The following is a 15,102-nucleotide window of genomic DNA, read 5'->3' as shown; positions in this document are numbered from 1 at the left end:
GCCTCGGCCAGGGTCATCCGACGGTGCAGAGTGATCGCTCACGCCCGCGGATGAAACGACACGAGCCCCACCGTGTTGCCCTCCGAGTCCTCAACGAACGCCTGCCACTCCTGGTGGCCGGCTGGGCCGAGGGAGTCGTCCTCGTGCGTGAAGATCACGTGGGGAGCCGTCACCACGCGGGCGCGTTCCTGAAGGCGCTCGACGGCCTCGCGCACGTCGTCGACCCGCAGGTAGTGCAGTGCTGTCGGAGCCCCGCGGTCGAGCAGCAGCCGGACGCCCTCGAGGTCGAAGAAGAGGAGCCCCGGCGGATCGAACAGCGCCGTGGGCGCCACGCCGAGCAGGTCGGTGTAGAAGGCGGCGGCGCGCTCCAGGTCGTCGGCGTGCTGGGCGACCTGGACGAGTCTCATGGCGTCATTCTGCCCCGGCGCGCGTATCGGCGCACCATTGCCTCTGGCGCATCCGGCGGCGGTGCGATAGGCAGGTAGCAGCCCCGCGCGCACGCGACGGAGGCGGTTCGAGAGAGGGTGCGCGATGCTCTTCGTCCTTTACCTCATCCTGCTCATCGGCGGCATGTACCTGGTGGGCTCGGCCTTCGCGGCGCCGTTCCTGCCGGCCCTGGTGTTCGTCGCCGGAGTGCTGTGCATCTCACTCGCGGTGGCCCTTCCCATTGCGGCCCAGCGGATCGACAGCGGCCCGCGCAAGTAGCCCGCTGCCCCGCGGACAGAGAGGCGATCGCGCTCTCCGTCGACTGCTGCATCGCGTCTGACGCGCCGAACGCCGTTTGTCAACCCCGGCGGCTCCCGGCTCGTCGTCGGCGACAATCGACTCGCTGCATCAGCGCGGAGGCACCAAATGAGAACAGCGATATCCGCATCGCCATGGTCCGGCACCGGACAGGAGAGGTGAGCGAACAATGGTGATGCTCGAACCCCAGGCTCGTCCGACAGGACGACAGTACGACCTGCAGCGCGTGGATCAGTCGACGTGGATCATCCGCGACGCGCATGTCCCCACGAGCGACGCGAGGAGCCTCGTCGCCTGCATCAGCCAGGCTCCGCTCGACGGCGTCGACGTGCTGTGGCTGAACCCCGTCGGTCTGCCCACCCACTACCGCACGGCCGACGCGGTGCTGCGCGACCTGATCCGCCATGGTCGCCGCAGCACCGGGACGACGCGGCCGATACCGATCCCCCATCGTCCGCCTGTGAAGCCCGGCCGCCGCTGATGCGGCCGGGGCGATGAGGCGTCCTCTCGCCGACGAGTCGCTCGCGGTCCTCGTCCACGGCTACGACTTCGGCGAGCGCGTGTGGCGGCGGGTGCGCGACGGTGCGCGATCCGCACCCATGCGCTTGCTGGGCCGTGACGCGCTCCTCGTGCGCGGCTCGGACGGCGTGGCGCTGTTCTACGACGAGACGCGCATCGCCCGCCACGGCGCGATGCCCGCTGTCGTGCAGGAGACCCTGTTCGGACATGGCTCGGTTCACAGTCTCGACGGCGACGAACACCGCCATCGCAAAGCGACGTTCGTGGACGTCGCTTACGAGGATGCCGAGGTCGAACGCCTGCAGCCGCTGCTCGAGCGGGAGTGGCGCGACGAGCTCGACGCGTGGGTGCGCGGCGGAGAGCGTACGGCCTACGACGCCGCGGTCGGTGCGCTGGGCCGGGCGATCATGGCGTGGGCCGGACTGCCGGGCACGGCCGCGGCGATGACCCGCTGGGCGGCGCGTCTGGCGCAGATCGTCGACGGCTTCGGCGCGCCCTACTCCCCCGCCTACGTGGCAGCTGTCGCGAACCGGCTCTGGTCGGACCGGCACGCGCGGCGGCTGATCGAGGCCGTGCGCGCGGGCGAGCTCCCGGCGCGCGAGGGGACGGCGCTTCATTCCTGGGCCTGGCACCGCGACCGCGTCGGCGAGCTCCTGCCCGCGCGGCTCTCGGGGGTGGAGCTTCAGAACACGCTCCGGCCCACGATCGCCGTAGCTCGTTTCGTGGCCTTCGCCGCGAAAGAACTGCACGACCGGCCCGAGTGGCGGGCGCGCATCGCGGCCAAGACGGCGGAACGGGGAACGCTCGTCGGAGGTCCTTTCGCCGTCATGTTCGCGCAGGAGATCCGGCGCACTGCACCCTTCGTGCCGATGCTCCCGGGATGGGCGATCCAGGACGTCGAGCTCGACGGGCAGCACCTGTCGACCGGCGGGCGCGTGGTCCTGGACATCCTCGGCACCGACACGGATGCCCGTTCATGGGAGGACCCGGCGACGTTCGATCCCGAACGCTTCCGCGGCATCGAAGACTACGAGCAGTTGACGACCTTCATCCCTCACGGCGGTGGCGAGGTGGCGACCGGCCACCGCTGCCCGGGCGAGAAGATCGCGATCACCGGCCTCGCGACGGCGATCGCCGCGCTGAGCGACCCGCGGCTGACGGTCCTGGACTCGGGCCTCACCGTGAACCGCCGCCGGCTCCCGACGATGCCGAGATCGGGAGCACGCGTGCGGGCCGACGGATCGCCGTCGCACTGCCCGGTCCACTGACGGCGGGATGCGGCATCCCACGCCGCGGTCAACCCACTCGACGGGTCGATCTGCGCCGCCGAAGATAGCGGGATCTGACAGGAGGAATCATGGCCGAGACCGAGCAGACCGTCGTCACCCGTTCGAATCGCGGACAGTGGGAGGTGTCCGTTGCCGAACGGCCGGACCTCTCGCAGAGCTTCTCGAGCCGCGAAGAGGCGATCGATGCGGGGCGCACGACCGCCGACGAGCTGGGCTGGCGGCACGTCGTGGAGGATGCCGAGCCCACCGGCGTGATCACTGACCCCGCCGAGGACTGACGCGCCGCGGGGCTTTCGCGCGGCGCCCGGCGGAGGCGTTCACGCGATCGGGAAGTGATGCTCTTCGGCGCGACGAACGTCGGCGAGCGTGGCCTTCCAGGTGCTTCGCCGCGGGCGCCGGCGGTCGAAGAGCTTCCTCAGCGCGTCTCGGAAGGAGCGGAGAGCGGATCCGATCGGGTTCATGGCTGCTCACCTTCAAGCAGTGGCGGTTGTCTGGAATACAGGGATATCCGCTGGGCGCCACCGCGTCTGGGGGCTTGACCCGACGCACGAGGTGTGGTGTCGCCGGTTGGTGCGATGATCCGCACGGGGCGATCGGCGGGAGGGTGGGATGCGGGGCGAGGCGACCGTGCTGCACGCCGACCTCGACGCCTTCTACGCCTCGGTCGAGCAGCGCGACACGCCCGCACTGCGTGGCCGGCCGGTCATCGTCGGCGGTGGAGTGGTGCTGGCGGCGAGCTACGAAGCAAAGGCGCGTGGCGTGCGCACCGCGATGGGTGGCCGCCAGGCGCGCGACCTCTGCCCAGACGCCGTGGTCGTGCCCCCGCGCATGGACGCCTACTCCGCCGCCAGTCGCGACGTCTTCGCGATCTTCCGCGACACGACGCCGCTCGTGGAGGGGCTTTCCATCGACGAGGCGTTCCTCGAGGTCGGCGGCCTCCGACGCATCGCCGGGACGCCCGAGCAGATCGCCGTGCGATTGCGTCAGCGCGTCCATGCCGAAGTGGGTCTGGCGATCTCGGTCGGGGTGGCGCGCACCAAGTTCCTCGCCAAGGTCGCGAGCGCCGTCAGCAAGCCCGACGGGCTGCTCGTCGTCGAGCCCGAGCGCGAGGAGGCGTTCCTGCTGCCGTTGCCGGTCGAACGGCTCTGGGGCGTCGGCGCCGTGACCGCCGAGAAGCTGCACCGGCTCGGCATCCACACCGTCGGGGAGCTCGCCGAACTCGAAGCGGCGACCGCCGAAAGGCTGCTCGGCAAGGCGACCGGCGCGCACCTGCACGCGCTGGCGCGCCTGCGGGATCCTCGCCCCGTCGACACCACGAAGCGCCGGGGATCCATCGGCTCGCAACGGGCGCTCGGCAACCGCCCCCGCTCAGCCGAGGAGCTCGACCTCTTCCTCACTCAGATCGTCGATCGACTCGCCCGCCGCCTGCGTGAGCGGGACCGCGTGTGCCGCACGGTCGTGCTGCGCCTCCGCTACGGCGACTACGCGAAGGCGACCCGCTCACGCACGGTCCGGTTCCCGACCGACCGCACCGCCGTGCTGCTCGAGGTCGCGCGGGGCCTGCTCGCCGCCGCGCAGCCCCAGATCTCGGAACGCGGCATCACGCTGATCGGCATCTCGCTGTCGCAGCTGGGGCGCGCCGACAGCATCCAGCCGGAGCTGCCGATCGACTGGGCCGACGGTGAGCGCCTGGACACGGTGCTCGACGCGGTGCGCGATCGCTTCGGTGCGACGTCGGTCTCGCGGGCCGCGCAGCTCGGTCGCGACCCGGGCTGGTCGACGCCGGTGCTGCCCGAGCACGAGTGATGTCGCCGGCCGCGCTTACTCTGCTGCCATGGCCGAGCGTGTCGAACTGTGGTGGGCGCGCCGCCAGTTCTCCAAGGGCGCGGAGGTGCCCTACCCGGTCGGCAGCTATCGGGAGGCGTGGGCGCCGTTTCCCGCTCTCATCCGCCAGTACCACCCCGAGCTCAATGCCGGGATCGTGCTGAGCCAAGTCCCGCCGGCGGCCGACGTGCTGCTGCTGTGGCAGTGCGAAGCGGGCCACAAGTTCGCCGCCACGCCCGACGAGCAGCGCAACCGCCCGGGCCGCGAGCGCCGACGCTCCGCGTGGTGTCCTGACTGTGCGGACCTCGCCCGACCCGTGCGGGCCCTCCCGATGCGCGAGGTGGTCACCGCTCCGGACTCTCCCGTGCCCGCCGCGATCGCCAACCCGGTCGAGCGCGCCGTTCTCCGGCCGAGGATGCCGAAGCGAAAGCAGCGCGTGTGCACGAAGACACCCGATCTGCCCGTCGGCGAGCCGTTCCATTCGGAGTGTGCGCCGAAGCCCGCCTCGGCGATCGAAGCCCAGCTGCGCGCCGACCTGTTCGCACGCCTGTCGCTCACGCCGGGGTTCAACGCGGTACGGGTCGCGCGGCCCTTCTTCGATCACGTGGAGGTATGGCCCGACATCCTCCTTCCCGAACTGCGCGTCGCCATCGAGTACGACAGCACCGGCCGGCATGGCCTCGAGCACGTCGGCAAGCGCGAGGACACCGACCGGCGAAAGGACCGCGCGCTGCGCAGTGCGAAGTGGGAGGTCGTGCGCATCCGCACCGGAAAGCTCGAACCGCTCGGCCCGTTCGACCTGCAGCTGGCGACCTGGAATCGGTCAGGTCTCGAGCGTCTCATCGACACGCTCCGGGACATCCGCGGTGCGTTGCTCGTGGACCCATACCTCTCGTGACGCGTCCAGCGTCCTCGCTCGATCCGACGTGGGCCGAAGGACGACGGCATGCCGGAGCGACTCCTATCGTGTACACGTGGCGGCGCGTCTCCGTGCTCGCCGGAGAGGCTCGGGATGCCGATCGACAGCGTTGACCGCAGTTCTGACTCGCCGTACGTGGCGCGGGTCTGGCGCGGTCGCACATCGGGAGTCGAGACCATGACCTCGGTGGCCACGTCGACGTGGGAGCTGGTCTTCTGGGACGACGCGGGAGCAGTCCACGCCGCGGTCCGCGGGCCGGAGACCGCCGCCTCCACGGTGCAGATCACGGCGGACTCGGCATCCTTCGGGATCACCCTCTCCCACGGCACGTCGATGCCGCACCTTCCCGTCGCGGACCTCGTCGATGGCCAGCGCGAGAGCCGGCACGTCACCGAGCGAACGTTCCTTCTGGGAGGCAAGGATTGGGAGATCCCCGATCTGGACGATGCCGAACTGCTCGTGCAGAAGCTCGTGCGGGCCGGCGTCCTCGTCCGCGACCCGTTGGTGGACGACGTGGTGTGGGGTGGGGTCGCACGCGTCGGCTCACGGTCGGTGCAGCGCCGCGTCGCGGCGGCGACGGGGCTCACCCAGGGGGCGATCCGGCAGATCGAGCGCGCGCGGGAGGCGGCGGTGCTGCTCAGCGCGGGAGCCTTGCCGCTCGATGTCGTCCACCAGCTCGGCTACTACGACCAGCCCCACCTCGCGCGGTCGCTCCAGCGGTTCATCGGCCGTACCGCGACGCAGCTGCGGCAACCCGACGGTGCCTCCACTCCCCTGTCGCTTCTGTACAAGCCCGACGACCCGGGTGCTTCGTAGCCTCATCTCGTGGCGGTGATCGACACCCCCGCGAAGCCCAAGAGGAGACAGCACCATGCCTGAAGGCACCGTGACATCGGCAGACGGAACCACCATCGCCTTTACAGCGTGGGGCGACGGAGACCCGATCGTCATCGTCGATGGGGCGACCGCGTCCCGCGCCACGACGCCGGAGAATGCACCGACGGCCGCGCTGCTGGCCGACGAGTTCCTCGTGATCGACTACGACCGTCGCGGTCGCGGCGAGAGCGGCGACACCGCTCCCTATGCCGTCGAGCGGGAGTTCGAGGACCTGGCAGCGATCATCGAGCACGTGGGTCACGGTCGTCCCGCCACGGTCTTCGGCTGGTCGTCGGGGGGCAACCTCGCCCTCAACGCGGCCCAGGCCGGTGTTCCGATCGCGCGGATCGCGCTGTTCGAGCCCAACGCAGCCGTCGACGACGCCCGCCCTCCCCTGCCGGAGGACTACGTCGAGCGTCTCGATGCCGCTGTCGCCGACGGTCGACCCGGTGACGCCGTCGCCCTGTTCATGACCGCAGCCGTGATGATGCCGCCGGAGATGGTCGACGGGATGCGGGGGCAGGACTGGTGGCAGGGGCTGGAGGCGATCGCACCGACGATCGCGTACGACGGCCGCCAGGTGGGCGACGCCCTCTCCGGCAAGCCGTTGCGCGCCGAGCTCTGGGACGGCGTCGATGTACCCGTCTTGGTCATGCACGGCATCGACACGTGGCCGGCCATGGTCGCCGGTGCCCGCGCCGTCGCCGCTCACCTGCCCGCTGCGACCCTGCAGCCGGTGCCCGGGCAGGAGCACAGCACCACGCCCGATGTCCTCGCCGCCGCGCTGCGCGCGTTCATCAAGGAGAACTGACATGGGACGGATCGTGCTGACCGAGTTCATCTCACTTGACGGGGTGGTAGAAGCACCGGGCGGCGAAGACTTCAGGTACGCGAACTGGAGCTTCGAGTTCGACCGCGGCCCCGAAGGCGAGGCGTTCAAGGAGCGGGAGGCACTGGGGGCGGCGGCGCTGCTCCTCGGCCGCAAGACCTACGAAGGATTCGCCGAAGCGTGGCCGCAGTACGAAGGCGAACTGGCCGACAAATACAACTCCATGCCGAAGTTCGTGGTCTCCGGCACGCTCACCGATCCGGCGTGGACCAACACGACGGTGCTGAGCGGCGACATGGCCGAGGAGGTGCCACGCCTCACGCGCGAGATCGACGGCGAGATCTCCGTCGCGGGCAGCATCCAGCTCGCCCAGAGTCTGCTCGCCCACGATCTGGTCGACGAGATCCACCTCATGGCGTCCCCGGTCATCCTCGGCCACGGCCGTACCCTGTGGGCGCATACACCCGACAAGACCGCATGGACGCTCACCGAAGCTACGGTCTACGGCGACAGCACGTTGCTCACGGTCTACCAGCGCCGCTGAGAGACGTTGCTCGACCGGCTCGGGCGCCGTCAGGCACTCGAGGAGCCCCGGCCGGCAAGAGGCCCCACATTCGCTTGCGTGACGCCGCGCGATCAGTGCGACGGCGGAGTTCGCCGACCGATCCCGACCGCCCGATAACGTCGACCTATGAGCGACGCCCTCCCCTTGAGCCCCGACGAGTTGTTGACGACGACCCGCTCCGTGCGGCGACGGCTCGACCTCGAGCGCCCCGTGCCGCTCGACGTGGTCCGCGAAGCGCTCGAGGTGGCGCTGCAGGCACCGACGGGCGGCAACGCTCAGACGTGGCACTGGATCGTCGTCACCGACCCGGAGAAGCGCGCGGCGATCGCCGGACTGTATGCCCAATCGTTCGCGCGGTACCGCGCGTCCGGTGGCCGGACCTACGCCGACCCGACGCGCCAGGCCGTGCAGCAGCGGGTCTCGTCGAGCGCCGACTACCTGGCCGAGCATATGGCGGACGTCCCCGTCCTGGTGATCGGTGCGATCTATGCGGGAGGCGAGGACTTCGAACCCGGAAGCCAGGCCGGTCTGTGGGGATCGCTTCTGCCTGCCGCCTGGAGTCTGCAGCTCGCGCTGCGGGCCCGCGGCCTCGGCAGCGCGTGGACGACCCTCCATCTCGCATACGAGCGCGAGATCGCCGAGCTCCTCGGCATCCCGCCGACCGTACGCCAAGGCGTGCTGCTACCCGTCGCGTACACCGTGGGCACGGACTTCCGACCCGCGCACCGCGCGCCACTGGACGACGTTCTGCACATCGACGGTTGGTGAAGTCAGCGCGCTTTTGACCGGCGCTGCTTGCTCTTGGTCTTGAGGAGCCGGCCGGCGAGGTCGGGAACGTACCGGAACTGCTCGACGGGTGGTCGTTGATAGTCGTCGGCGTCCGGTCGATCGGGAATCGAGACGTCTTCGAGCTCGAGATGCTGATACGGGATGCTGCTGAGCAGGTGTCCGATCACGTTCAACCGCGCGCTGCGCTTGTCATCGCTTTCGATCGTCCACCACGGCGATTCCGACGTGTCTGTCGCGGCGAACATCGCATCCTTCGCTCGCGAGTAGTCCTCCCACCGCAGGATCGACTCGAGATCCGTCGGAGAGAGCTTCCAGCGACGCATCGGGTCGCCCAGCCGCGACGCGAAACGCGCCTGCTGCTCGTCGTCCGAGACGGAGAACCAGTACTTGATCAAGATGATCCCGTCGTCGATCAGCAGGCGTTCGACGATCGGGCACTGGCGGAGGAAGAGCTGATACTGCTCTTCGGAGCAGTAGTCCATGACATGCTCCACTCCCGCACGGTTGTACCAGGACCGATCCATGAGGACGATCTCGCCCTTGGTGGGCAGCCGTTCGATGTAGCGCTGGAAGTACCACTGGCCGCGCTCCTTCTTGGAAGGCTTCGGCAGCGCGACGACGCGCGCATGTCGCGGGTTCAGGTACTGCACCACCCGTTTGATGGCCCCGCCCTTGCCCGCGGCGTCGCGCCCCTCGAAGATCACCAGAACGCGTGCGCCGGATGCCGCGACCCACTGCTGCATCTCCACGAGCTCCACCTGCAGACGCTCGAGCTCAGCCTCGTACAGTCCCTTGGGCAGGCGTTTGACCGACGAGGTGGTCGCCTTCTTCGTGGACATTCAGTTCGCCCTGGATCGCGCCGTGCGCGTCCTGGTCGCGCCTCTGCGGTCGTTCATGATCGCCATCGATTCCCGGCGTCTTGTCCGCCGCGCCGCCCACACTATGCACCGTGCATCTGTTCAGCCGGGTCTTGACAATTCCTCGACGCATAGGCGAAGCGGTCAAGCTTCCAAGCCGAGGTCCGCGGAACTGATCACCGCACTCCCTCGCTCGAGCCCTCGGCGCGGGGTGAACGCTGCCCACATCGAACCCCGCACGTGCCGTTGGAAGACATGTCGGACGACCGCGCCGCGTGGCAGGGTCAATCTGATGTGCCGCAGCCCCTCGAGGAGTCGCGTCATGCCCTCGCCGAACGCCGGGATACCGCAGTCGACCGCGTTGATGAATGCTTGTTCCGCGAGCTCGCTATGTCCCTTCAGAGCTTCATCCTCCGCGCGGAGGATGTACGCGTCGCTCAAGGTGGGAGCAGCCGTGATAATCGCTGAGGCGAGCGCGCCGAGTTCTTCATGGAGTCCCAGGCGGAGCAGCACATATCCGGCGACGACTCCGGCGAAGGGGTCCTCGGACGCTGTGGCCGCGAGCTCCCCCGCGAGACGGTCTGCGACGTCGATGCGTCCGGCGAGCAGCATCCGCTGGAGGTACTCGATGCGCCACAGCCGGCTCACGTTCGCCGATGCGCCGGCCGCGAGGCTCGGGTGGTACTGGTAGAGCCGGATGCGATCGATGTCGATCTGTGCAACAAGGGTGGCCAACCGCTGTGGCAGCACCGGCAGGGCGACGACCATGGGAGCGGCACCGGGGGCCGTGAAGGAGACCCAATGCGGCGCGGCATCCACGGACTTGACCCTCCCAGCCACGCCGGCCGCCGAGGGTTGGAGTCCCCACCCTGTCCCGACGACCGGCTCGCCGGCTCTCCAGATCGCCACCTTGACGTGCCGTACTGCGTCGACGTCCGCACGCCCATCGCGGCCGACACCGACGGCGAACACCGCGACGCCGGAGCCATTGCCGAACTCAGCGCGCACCGTACCGGCGGCCATGGCCGCCGGCTCGTCTCCGGCGAGGTACTTCGCCAGTCCGGCCGTCACGACTGTGGTGGGCTGCGCCCACGCAATAGCGTCGTTCCCCATGGTGAGGTAGCCGTCGCGGACGCGTCCGCCCATCGCTGAGGCCAGTTCCTTCACCAACACGCCCGGCGCGCGAGGCTTCAGCGTCACCGGCTCCGACTCGCCTGCGGTCAGCCGGACGAATACCCCGTCGCGCGTCCCGTCAGGGCCGATCTGCCGGACATAGTAGAACCCGGGCTCGACGTCAGCCTTCTCGCCTGCTCGCTTGACCGCGCACACGCGACCGGCCTCGTCCACGATCTCGGCCACAGCGAGAGAGTCTTCCGACTCGATCGAGATCGTGGCGCCGGGCTGCTGGCGAGAGCCCGGAGTGGCCATATCGCCGATCGGCTCGGCAATCGGCGTCACTTCGGGCTGGGGGAACGACGGCCCCGCCGGCTTTCTGCCTCCCGGGAGCAGTTCGATCGTCACGGGCTGGTCTTCGTAGAGCTCGATCGGGGCCATGGCCGACCCGGAGAGACCCTTCGGAGTAGTGGTCGTCGCCTGAACAGCGTAGGTCTTGGGCGGAAGCTGAAATGCTTGGACCTCGCCGGTGACCCCGAGCGCGGACGCGACCGGCGCACCGAGCGCGTCCAGGACGCTGACCTGCGCTTTCTTGCGCTTCGCTTCCACCGCGAGCCGGACGGTCAGTGTCGCGGGGTCGAAGTGGCCGCTCGGGAACGACACCACGACCGGATCGCGCTCCCGGTTGGCGACCCCACGCGTGCCGGTGTCCTGCGGGATCTGGGCTTGGATGTCGGCCTCGGCGATGCCCACGGGCATCTTCGCCCTCATCCCGTCGTTGATGAACGAGGCGAGGCGCTCCCAGCGCACTTCATAGCAGTTGCGCTCCCACGACCAGGCCTTGGCATTCTTGTCGCCCGCCAGACCCTCGAGGAGGACGCCCGTGAACCTCCCTTCCTGCTCCCCCAACCAACCGCCCTCTTGGGCGGTATGACCTGGCGCTGTCGCGTAGAGGATGAACTGCTGGGTCGGTGGCGCGCCCGGATCGCGCTTGCGCGGAACCGGCCAGCGTCCGATCTCCAGCTCCCTGTTGGCCCACGGGACGTTGCGGCAGGCGTCGATGAACAGGAACTGGTCGGCGAAGGACGTCGTTTCGAAATACTCGGCGATCGAGCGGACGGCCAGTGAATGGTCGGGGTGCACCTCGTCGAACCCCGGCAGGACGATCGCGCTCTCGTCGCGATTGGAGACTCGAGCGGTGATGCCGTGGCCCGCGAAGTAGAAGTAGAGCCGCTCCGGCTTCTGGTCGGCCGTGGCCACCACCACCTCGTTGATCGCGGACACGATGTTGTCCTTCGTCGCCGGCCGCGCGCGCCGCCCTGGGTCTTCATCCGGATGCGGATCCTTCGATGGCGGAGACAGCAGCAACCGCACGTTGGAGGCCGGGACGCCGCCACCAGCAATCACCCAATCGCGAAAGTCGCACGCGTCGTCTGCCGCGGCGGACAATTCCATCTCGGGCGTGCCGTAGTCGTCCGCACCGATGACGATGGCCCAGCGCATGAGCGTGGCTATTCGCGGGACGTGTTCACGGCGTCAGCCGATCGAGAAGGGCTTCTGCTGCTCGAACTCCGGATTGCCGGCCCCCACCGGGTTGTAGTTCGGTTGCTGGTCCTGAGGCATACGGGCGCGGATGGTCTCGCGGAACGCCGGGTACCCGCCCTCCCACGCGCCGTCGTTCCACACCGCCTTCAGGTTCTCGGTGAAGAGCCCGTTGGCGAGACCATCCCGGGACAACTGGTCGTCGCGGCAGCCGGAGATGAGCAGCACGGTGGCCTCCGGCTGGGCTTGCCCCGCACTGGGAACCTGCTTCTGGATGTCGTCGTACAGTTCGGCGTGCGCACGGTAGGTTGCGGCAAGCACGTCCTGCGGCATCGCTCTGTACCGCGGTGACGCGGCGGCCGCCTGCTGCCTCGTCTTGACCACGTTCGGCACTTCGGCCTCGTCACCGATTCTCCGATTGGCAGTACCGCTGTGACAGCTGTCGGACAGCACGACGATGCGGGCTCCAGGCGCGAACGTGGCCCAAAGCGCGTAGAGCTCGTCGTCAACCAGCTGCCGGTCGAACGCGACCCAGGTCTCGTCCAGATGATCCACTTCATCGTCACCGTTGCCGTCGGGGACCTGCCCCCCGTGGCCGGAGTACGACAGGAAGAACAGATCGCCCGGAGCCAGTTCATCCGCGGCTCGGCTGATCGCGGCCTTCACGGCGTCAGCGGTCGCGTCCTGCGTCAGCAGCAGGTTCGTGTCGAAGCCGCAGCTTTCGGCGATCGCCTGCATGTCCAGCGCGTCGAATTCGCACGCGTTGAGCGCGCCGTCCCACCCGTCGTAGTGGGCAGGGTCGACGCGATTGAGCCCGATGTGCAACGACAAACCGCTGGCCATGGTGTTCCCCCAAAGAACAGCAAACCCCGTGCTCAACGTAGGCCTGCTGGTTGGCGCGGTCAAGAGTGGTTGCCGCCGTACGACGTCTCCTTGTCAGATGCCAGCGACTCGACCGGGATGGCGAAAGATCGCCGCACCTGATGGCGGCCTGACCGTCTCGTACGTGGTGGCCGGCACGCTATCGGTTGCCATCACGACGCTCGTGCTCACGCTGCTCAAGACGCCTCACCCGCCCGCCGGAGCGACCACGCTCATCGTGAGCCTCGGCATCCTCGCACAACCGCCGCAGCTTCTCGCGATGGCGGGCGCCATCGTGCTCGTCACGCTCGCCGGCTGGGCGCTCAACACGCTCCTGCTGGGTCGCGAGCGCTGACCGAAATCCCGAGGGCGCCGGCGACTGCCGCAGACTCGGCGCTGATCGAGTGGGCATCGCTCTCGGAGCGAGCGTTCGATACGGATCCCCGGCCCGCGCCGTCTCGATGCGCGCGGGACGTGGGTGGTCACAGTGTGGGCAGGTGGTCACCAGGCGTACGCTTCCGGGGCGACGCCTGGACCGGGCCACAGCGCGTCGAGCCGCGCAAGGACGTCGGCACCGAGTTCGAGGTCGGGCACTCCCACGAAGGTGCGGAGTTGCTCCGTCGTCCGCGGCCCGACGATCGGCGCGGCCACACCCTCCTGCGCGAGGAGCCAGGCGAGAGCGAGCGCGGCAGAATCCATCCCGAGGTCGGCGGCGAGCGCCCGGGTGCCCTCCAGCGCCGCGCGCCGCTCCTCTGACGCCGCGAGTGTCGCAGCATCGCTGCGGCGCATGCCCTCGCCCCTCCCGGCCAGTAGACCGCCGGCAAGCGGGCTCCACGGCACGACGCCGATTCCCAGCGCCCGTGCCGCGGGTAGGACCTCGCGCTCGATGTCTCGTCGGGCGAGGCTGTACACCGACTGCTCGCTGATCAGGCGCCAGTGGTTGTCCTTCGCCGACGCCTGCGCGAGGGCGAGATGCCAGCCGGCGAAGTTGGACGAGCCCGCATAGATGATCTTGCCTTGGCTGCGCAGAGTCTCGAACGCCTCCCAGACCTCGTCCCACGGTGCCCTCCGGTCGACGTGATGCATCTGATAGACGTCGATGTGGTCCGCCCTGAGGCGCCGCAGAGATGCCTCGCACGCCCGGCGGATGTTCAGCGCGGAGAGCCCCCCGTTGTTGGGCCATGGGTCGGTCTGCTCGAACACTTTGGTGGCAAGAACCGTCCGCTCTCGACGTCCGCCGCCCTTCGCGAACCACTCGCCGATGATCTCCTCGGAGGCGTGGGGGCGATCTGCTGTGCCGTACCGGTTGGCGGTGTCGATGTAGTTGATGCCGATCTCGTGAGCCTCGTCGAGGATCGCGTGTGAGGCGGAAGTGTCGGCGTGGCGGCCGAAGTTCATGGTCCCCAGGCAGAGCCGCGACACCTCGAGCCTGCTGGCGCCCAGCGTCGTGTATTTCACCGAGCGGCCGCCCGCGCGATCGTGTCGGCGAGTTCTCGTACGAGCGCGTCGTCGATCTCAGCCGCACGCCAGCGCGATCGCGACGACCAGCTCAGCCCGGTGCGGCGCGCGACGAGAGCCTTCGCGGAGCCGGGATACGTCGGCCCCATCCGCTGCTCGATGTCGACGAGCAGTCGCTGCAGTCCCTGCACCCGCGGGGTCACGCCCTCGGAGGCGGCCAGCTCGCCCAGCCGGGCGACGAGGTCGGGGGCAACGTTGACGATCCAGCCGGAGAGGCCTGCCACGCCGACGCCGAGGGACTCGACGTAGCTTTCGATATCGGCGTTGAAGACTCTGAGCGGAGTGCCTTCCGCGTCTGCGACGCGAGTCGCCATGCGCGAGACGTCGTGGCTGGTCTCTTTGAAGAACACGAAGCGCTCGGTGCGCGCGAGCGCCGCTACGACGTCCTCCGACAACACGCGATGGTAGGGGATCGGGCACTCGTAGATGCCGAGGGCGACGTCGGGGAGGTCGGCCGCGAGAGCCTGGGCGAGTGACACGAGCCGTCCGTCCTCGTCCTCGGGGTTCAGTACCACCGACGCGACGAGGACGACGACGTCGACACCGGCAGTGACCAGGTCGCTCGCCTCGGCGACGATATCGCCGAGGTGGAAACCGCCCACGACGGATGCCGCGACGGGCACCCGCCCGGCCGCGCGCTCGACCACGCACCGGGCTACCTCCACCCGCTCGGCGGGATCGAGTTCGTACATCTCGCCCGACAGCGCGACAGCGAACAGCCCGTCGGCGCCGTTGTCGATGAGCCAATCTACGTAGCTGCCCAGTGCCGCGTAGTCGACCTCGTCGGTGTCAGTGAACGGGGTCAGGACGACGGGCCAGACGCCCGGGGTTTCAGTCACGCTATCTCCGGTTTCTCG

The 15,102-nt window shown here is 69.1% G+C and carries 18 protein-coding genes; 11 read left to right on the top strand and 7 right to left on the bottom strand.

Going from position 1 to position 15,102, the window contains the following annotated elements; genetic code table 11:
- Positions 1–38: 38 nt before the first annotated feature.
- Entirely contained in the window at positions 39–407 is a 369-nt protein-coding gene (locus tag NCG93_RS17065) for a VOC family protein (RefSeq protein ID WP_194412943.1), read from the bottom strand.
- 124 nt (positions 408–531) lie between these two features.
- On the opposite strand from NCG93_RS17065, the gene NCG93_RS17060 reads away from it, so the two are divergent.
- The 4 genes from NCG93_RS17060 (at position 532) to NCG93_RS17045 (ending at position 2,830) form a co-directional block, all read left to right on the top strand.
- Positions 532–705 carry a hypothetical protein gene (locus NCG93_RS17060; protein WP_194412942.1) on the top strand — a complete coding sequence of 58 codons (174 nt, stop codon included), beginning with the start codon at positions 532–534 and terminating at the stop codon, positions 703–705.
- 214 nt (positions 706–919) lie between these two features.
- Positions 920–1,225 carry a hypothetical protein gene (locus tag NCG93_RS17055; protein ID WP_241741587.1) on the top strand — a complete coding sequence of 102 codons (306 nt, stop codon included), beginning with the start codon at positions 920–922 and terminating at the stop codon, positions 1,223–1,225.
- A gap of 13 nt (positions 1,226–1,238) precedes the next feature.
- The gene (locus tag NCG93_RS17050; protein WP_194412941.1) at positions 1,239–2,531 is read left to right on the top strand and encodes a cytochrome P450; all 1,293 of its coding nucleotides are present in this window, start codon (positions 1,239–1,241) and stop codon (positions 2,529–2,531) included.
- Positions 2,532–2,620: 89 nt separating this feature from the next.
- Positions 2,621–2,830 carry a DUF2188 domain-containing protein gene (locus NCG93_RS17045; protein ID WP_194412940.1) on the top strand — a complete coding sequence of 70 codons (210 nt, stop codon included), beginning with the start codon at positions 2,621–2,623 and terminating at the stop codon, positions 2,828–2,830.
- Positions 2,831–2,869: 39 nt separating this feature from the next.
- Here NCG93_RS17045 and NCG93_RS17040 read toward each other — a convergent pair whose 3' ends face one another.
- Positions 2,870–3,013 (bottom strand): hypothetical protein, encoded by a 144-nt coding sequence (locus NCG93_RS17040; protein WP_194412939.1) that lies wholly within the window; start codon positions 3,011–3,013, stop codon positions 2,870–2,872.
- A 148-nt stretch (positions 3,014–3,161) separates the two neighbouring features.
- Here NCG93_RS17040 and dinB point away from each other — a divergent pair, with 148 nt between their 5' ends.
- The 6 genes from dinB (at position 3,162) to NCG93_RS17010 (ending at position 8,333) form a co-directional block, all read left to right on the top strand.
- Positions 3,162–4,358, top strand: a complete 1,197-nt coding sequence (dinB, locus tag NCG93_RS17035; protein WP_194412938.1) for a DNA polymerase IV — start codon at positions 3,162–3,164, stop codon at positions 4,356–4,358.
- A 28-nt stretch (positions 4,359–4,386) separates the two neighbouring features.
- The gene (locus tag NCG93_RS17030; RefSeq protein ID WP_194412937.1) at positions 4,387–5,274 is read left to right on the top strand and encodes a zinc-ribbon domain-containing protein; all 888 of its coding nucleotides are present in this window, start codon (positions 4,387–4,389) and stop codon (positions 5,272–5,274) included.
- Positions 5,275–5,388: 114 nt separating this feature from the next.
- The gene (locus tag NCG93_RS17025; RefSeq protein ID WP_194412936.1) at positions 5,389–6,111 is read left to right on the top strand and encodes a helix-turn-helix transcriptional regulator; all 723 of its coding nucleotides are present in this window, start codon (positions 5,389–5,391) and stop codon (positions 6,109–6,111) included.
- Between the two features lie 55 nt (positions 6,112–6,166).
- On the top strand, positions 6,167–6,982 hold the full coding sequence (locus tag NCG93_RS17020) for an alpha/beta fold hydrolase (protein ID WP_194412935.1): 816 nt from the start codon (positions 6,167–6,169) through the stop codon (positions 6,980–6,982).
- A 1-nt stretch (position 6,983) separates the two neighbouring features.
- Positions 6,984–7,544 carry a dihydrofolate reductase family protein gene (locus tag NCG93_RS17015; protein WP_194412934.1) on the top strand — a complete coding sequence of 187 codons (561 nt, stop codon included), beginning with the start codon at positions 6,984–6,986 and terminating at the stop codon, positions 7,542–7,544.
- 147 nt (positions 7,545–7,691) lie between these two features.
- Complete coding sequence (locus NCG93_RS17010) at positions 7,692–8,333, top strand: nitroreductase family protein (protein WP_194412933.1); 642 nt, start codon at positions 7,692–7,694, stop codon at positions 8,331–8,333.
- A gap of 2 nt (positions 8,334–8,335) precedes the next feature.
- Here the strand turns inward: NCG93_RS17010 and ppk2 are convergent, their stop codons facing one another.
- The 3 genes from ppk2 to NCG93_RS16995 all read right to left on the bottom strand — a co-directional run bounded on the left by ppk2 (position 8,336) and on the right by NCG93_RS16995 (position 12,709).
- Positions 8,336–9,193: a polyphosphate kinase 2 gene (ppk2, locus tag NCG93_RS17005; protein WP_194412932.1), complete on the bottom strand. Its 858-nt coding sequence runs from the start codon at positions 9,191–9,193 to the stop codon at positions 8,336–8,338.
- Positions 9,194–9,355: 162 nt separating this feature from the next.
- Positions 9,356–11,827, bottom strand: a complete 2,472-nt coding sequence (locus tag NCG93_RS17000) for a caspase family protein (RefSeq protein ID WP_194412931.1) — start codon at positions 11,825–11,827, stop codon at positions 9,356–9,358.
- Between the two features lie 33 nt (positions 11,828–11,860).
- The gene (locus NCG93_RS16995; RefSeq protein WP_194412930.1) at positions 11,861–12,709 is read right to left on the bottom strand and encodes a caspase family protein; all 849 of its coding nucleotides are present in this window, start codon (positions 12,707–12,709) and stop codon (positions 11,861–11,863) included.
- Between the two features lie 97 nt (positions 12,710–12,806).
- On the opposite strand from NCG93_RS16995, the gene NCG93_RS16990 reads away from it, so the two are divergent.
- On the top strand, positions 12,807–13,082 hold the full coding sequence (locus NCG93_RS16990) for an HPP family protein (protein ID WP_206687303.1): 276 nt from the start codon (positions 12,807–12,809) through the stop codon (positions 13,080–13,082).
- 146 nt (positions 13,083–13,228) lie between these two features.
- Here NCG93_RS16990 and NCG93_RS16985 read toward each other — a convergent pair whose 3' ends face one another.
- Together NCG93_RS16985 and NCG93_RS16980 are read right to left on the bottom strand one after the other, a co-directional pair.
- A complete protein-coding gene (locus tag NCG93_RS16985) occupies positions 13,229–14,185 on the bottom strand; it encodes an aldo/keto reductase (protein WP_194412928.1) in 957 nt (318 codons plus the stop codon).
- Positions 14,182–15,084 carry a dihydrodipicolinate synthase family protein gene (locus NCG93_RS16980; RefSeq protein ID WP_194412927.1) on the bottom strand — a complete coding sequence of 301 codons (903 nt, stop codon included), beginning with the start codon at positions 15,082–15,084 and terminating at the stop codon, positions 14,182–14,184. Before NCG93_RS16980 ends, NCG93_RS16985 begins: the two co-directional genes overlap by 4 nt.
- Positions 15,085–15,102: the final 18 nt, after the last annotated feature.

Origin of the sequence: Microbacterium yannicii (assembly GCF_024055635.1) — a bacterium.
GTDB lineage: Bacteria > Actinomycetota > Actinomycetes > Actinomycetales > Microbacteriaceae > Microbacterium > Microbacterium yannicii.
Note: the sequence above shows the minus strand (reverse complement) of the source record. Positions and strands in the feature narration are given on the sequence as shown.